The following is a 4,328-nucleotide window of genomic DNA, read 5'->3' as shown; positions in this document are numbered from 1 at the left end:
GAAGCGTAACCCGCCACTGTTCATCTCCGCGGAAGCAGAAAAGGTGGGTTACGCCGAGCGGTTTGCGCTTCGCGCAATCCGCAAGGCTAACCCAACTTACGAAATCACAGCGGCATCACACCTCCCGCTGCCTCAACAACCCCTCCACATCCAGCCGCTTGGTAAACATCGCGAGCTTACCATCCGGCCCGAACGGCCATTGCTCCCGCGGCTTGTCCCAATACAGCTCCACGCCGTTCTGGTCAGGATCGCGCAAATACAGCGCCTCGCTCACGCCATGGTCGCTGGCACCATCCAGCGCAATGCCTGCTGTCAGCACCCGATGCAGCGCATCCGCCAGCGCCGGGCGCGTCGGATAGAGGATCGCGGTGTGAAACAGCCCGGTGGTGCCCGGCGGCGGCGGCGAGCCGCCCTTGCTTTCCCAGGTGTTGAGCCCGATGTGGTGATGATAGCCGCCGGCCGAGATGAAGGCCGCACCCGAGCCCATGCGCTGCATCAGCTCGAAGCCGAGCACGCCGCAATAGAAACCGAGCGCACGATCGAGATCGGCAACCTTGAGATGGACGTGGCCGATGCGCGTGCCGGCGGGGACGGGTGATGTTTGCGACATGTGGCTGCTCCGTGTCTAAACCTCACTTAAGCCGGGGTTCGGCACACCGCCACTGGCTGATCCCGAAACCCAGCGTTTCCAGATGCGAGCTTAAGTCAGCTCCGGCACCTCACCCTCCGGCAGCTCGAACTCAAACGTGTTCAGCGTCATCGACACCATTGTGTAATAGCCGCACAGCCCGATTACCTCGACGACGCCGCGTTCACTGAGCAGCTTGACGGCCTCGTCATAGAGCCCCTTCTCGACACCGTGCCCCTCATGCAGCGACTTCGCGAGATCGTAGATCATTTTTCCCTTGGGGTCGTCGAACTCGGGCGTGCGGCGATCGCGGATCGCGTCGATGATGTCCACCTTCATGCCGCCAGCAAGCGCAAGGCGCTTGTGCGCATACCATTCGTACTGTGCGGTCCAGTGCCGCGCCGTCACCAGGATCGCGATCTCCGAAAGTTTTGCCGGGAAGATGGTGTCGTAGCGCAGCACCTCGCCGAGCCGCGTGGCGTGACGGGCCATGTCCGGGCTGTTCAGCCAGGCCATCATCGGCGCCGGCGGCTTGCCGCGTTTGCCGGCAATCGACTCGTCATAGGTCTGCCGCTGGCTCTCGTTCATTTCGCCAGGCGAAAGAAGCTTTAGGCGCATCCTCGTTTCCTCTTTGTTTTCAAGCACCATCGCGTCGCGACTATAGCCGACAACGCCTTGCGGAAGTGGTTGAATTCCGCGAGGGCTTGGCCCAGAGTCGCGCTCAACAAGGGTTGCATTGATGGAAACGACCAATGACTGACGCCAAAACCAGCGAAATTGAAAGCGCCGATCTCGAAAAATTCCGTAGCGAGACGCGCGCCTGGCTCGAGGCCAATTGCCCGCCGGAAATGCGCAAGCCCGCAACCTCCGACGCCGACGTGTTCTGGGGTGGACGCAACGCAAAATTCTCCTCCGAGCCGCAGCGCGTCTGGTTCGAGCGCATGCGCGACAAGGGCTGGACCGTGCCGGATTGGCCCAGGGAGTATGGCGGTGGGGGCTTGAGTGCTGCCGAGCACAAGGTGCTGCGTTCCGAGATGGCCAGGATCGGCGCGCGCCCGCCGCTGTCGAGCTTCGGCATCTGGATGCTCGGACCGGCGCTGCTGAAATACGGCAACGAGGCGCAGAAGAAAGAGCATCTGCCGAAGATCGCCGCGGGCCTGATCCGCTGGTGCCAGGGCTATTCCGAGCCGAACGCCGGCTCCGACCTCGCCTCGCTGCAGACCCGCGCCGAGAGCGATGGCGACGACTTCATCATCAACGGCCAGAAGATCTGGACGTCCTACGCGAACTACGCGGACTGGATCTTCTGCCTCGTGCGCACCGATCCCGCGGCGAAGAAGCACGACGGCATCAGCTTCATCCTGTTCGACATGGCCTCGAAGGGCGTCACCACCAAGCCGATCCTGCTGATCTCAGGCTATTCGCCGTTCTGCGAGACCTTCTTCGACAATGTCCGCGTGCCGAAATCGCATGTGGTGGGCCAGATCAACCGCGGCTGGGACGTCGCCAAATATCTGCTGCAGCACGAGCGCGCGATGATCTCGGGGATGGGCGAGCGCGGCGTCGGCCGTCCGCTCGGCCAGATCGCGGCCGATTCCGTCGGCACCGATGCGCTGGGGCGGCTCGACGATGCGATGCTGCGCGGCCAGATCGCGACCTTCGACGTCGACGAAGCCGCGCTCGCCGCCTGCGCCGAGCGCGCGGTCGATCTCGCCAAGGCCGGCCAGGCGCATCCGGCGTTCTCGTCGGCGATGAAATATTACGGCACCGAGCTCAACAAGCGCCGCTACGAGATCCTGATGTCGGCCGGCGGCATCGACGCACTGGAATGGGAGAGCGAACGCTCCAGGCATGGCGCCCGCCCGCGCGCCTGGCTGCGCACCAAGGCCAACTCGATCGAGGGCGGCACGTCCGAGGTCATGCTCGGCATCGTCGCCAAGCGCATCCTGGATCTGCCGGGGGCGTGAGCCGCGCACTCACCATGCGTCATTCCGGGGCGCGCGTAGCGCGAGCCCGGAATCCATCTCACCGCGGAAATGCCGCCCGATGGATTCCGGGCCTGCGCCTCCGGCGCATCCCGGAATGACGAACCAAAACAGATTTCGAATCGGAAACACACCCATGGCCCTCGTCCTCACCGAAGAACAATCAATGCTCCGCGACTCCGCGCGCGGGCTGATCAGCGACAAGGCGCCGGTGTCGCATCTGCGGCACCTGCGCGACAGCAAGGATCCCACCGGCTTCTCCAAGGAGCTCTGGCAATCCTTCGCCGAGATGGGCTTTGCCGGCCTGCTGGTGCCGGAAGAGTTCGGCGGCAGCGGCCTCGGCTTCATGGAGGCCGGCGTGGTCATGGAGGAAATCGGCCGCACCTTGATGCCGTCGCCTTTCCTCGCCACGTCCGTGGTCGCAGCATCCGCGTTGAACCGCGGCGGCAATGCCGCGCAGAAGGCGGAGTTCTTGCCCAGGATTTCCAACGGCTCGCTGCTGGCGACGCTCGCAATCGACGAAGGCGCAAAGCACCGCCCGCTCCACACCGCCTTGCAGGCCGTGCGCGCCGGCAACGGCTTTAAATTGTCCGGCGCCAAGGCGCTGGTGGTCGACGGCCACGTCGCCGATCTCTTCATCGTCGCCGCGCGCACTGCGGGCTCGGCCGGCGAGCGCGACGGGCTGACGCTGTTCCTGGTCAATCCCAAAGCCAAGGGCGTGTCGATCGAGCGCACCATCATGGTCGACGCACACAATGCGGCGCGGGTCGAGCTCGCCAATGTCGACGTCAACGCCGACAGCGTGCTCGGCGAGGTCGACCAGGCGGCTGGCCTGCTCGACGGCGTGCTCGATATCGGCCGCGGCGCGGTCGCCGCCGAAATGGTGGGTCTCAGCGACGAGGTCTTTGGCCGCACCGTCGAGTATCTCAAGAGCAGAAAACAGTTCGGCAGGCTGATCGGCGAATTCCAGGCGCTGCAGCACCGCGCCGCCGAGCTCTATGTCGACATCGAGATCACCCGCGCGGCCACCATGAAGGCGCTGCAGGCGCTGGACGCCGATGTGGCCAAGGCTGCATCAAGCGTTGCGGTGGCCAAGGCCCGCGCCGGCACCACCGCCACCCGCGCGGTGCAGGAGGGCGTGCAGATGCACGGCGGCATGGGCATGACCGACCAGTTCGACATCGGCTTCTTCATGAAGCGCGCACGTGTGTGCGAGGAATTGTTCGGGGATGCGAATTACCACTCCGAGCAGCTGGCGCGCGCGCGGGGGTATTGAGGCGGGCCGTCACGTCATACTCGATGTCATCGCCCGCGAAGGCGGGCGATCCAGTACGCCGCGGCCTATCCGCATACGACCGTCGTCTCGGAGTACTGGATCGCCCGGTCAAGCCGGGCGATGACAGTTGAGAGTGTGGAGAGCGCTTGCCCCAACCTCGTCATTGCGAGCGCCGCGAAGCAATCCAGAATCTTTCCGTGGAGACAGTCTGGATGCTTCGTCGCTTCAGCTCTCGTAGGGTGGGTTAGCGCTGCAGAAGCGCAAAGCGCATCTGCGGCGCGTAACCCACCAACTTCGTTCGGCGAACGCGGAATCATGGTGGGTTACGCCCTGCAATTGCGCCTCGCGCAATTGCAGGGCTAACTTTGGTGTTTCAGGAGGTTGTCCATCTGGTCTGAACCGAGGAAGCTGAGGTTGCGAAGCTTCAACGTTCCAAGGA

4 protein-coding genes are annotated in these 4,328 nt (G+C 64.2%); 2 read left to right on the top strand and 2 right to left on the bottom strand.

Annotated elements, in window-relative coordinates; genetic code table 11:
• Positions 1-115: 115 nt before the first annotated feature.
• Positions 116-610, bottom strand: coding sequence for a VOC family protein (locus tag XH80_RS03110; RefSeq protein ID WP_057747135.1), 495 nt, complete (start codon positions 608-610; stop codon positions 116-118).
• Between the two features lie 90 nt (positions 611-700).
• A complete protein-coding gene (locus XH80_RS03105; protein ID WP_271597289.1) occupies positions 701-1,246 on the bottom strand; it encodes a carboxymuconolactone decarboxylase family protein in 546 nt (181 codons plus the stop codon).
• 134 nt (positions 1,247-1,380) lie between these two features.
• Here XH80_RS03105 and XH80_RS03100 point away from each other — a divergent pair, with 134 nt between their 5' ends.
• Complete coding sequence (locus tag XH80_RS03100) at positions 1,381-2,595, top strand: acyl-CoA dehydrogenase family protein (RefSeq protein WP_271597288.1); 1,215 nt, start codon at positions 1,381-1,383, stop codon at positions 2,593-2,595.
• A 154-nt stretch (positions 2,596-2,749) separates the two neighbouring features.
• Complete coding sequence (locus tag XH80_RS03095) at positions 2,750-3,889, top strand: acyl-CoA dehydrogenase family protein (protein WP_271597287.1); 1,140 nt, start codon at positions 2,750-2,752, stop codon at positions 3,887-3,889.
• Positions 3,890-4,328: the final 439 nt, after the last annotated feature.

Origin of the sequence: Bradyrhizobium sp. CCBAU 45384, from assembly GCF_028128665.1 — a bacterium.
In the GTDB taxonomy this organism is placed as follows: domain Bacteria; phylum Pseudomonadota; class Alphaproteobacteria; order Rhizobiales; family Xanthobacteraceae; genus Bradyrhizobium; species Bradyrhizobium manausense.
This window is presented reverse-complemented; position numbering and strand designations above follow the sequence as displayed.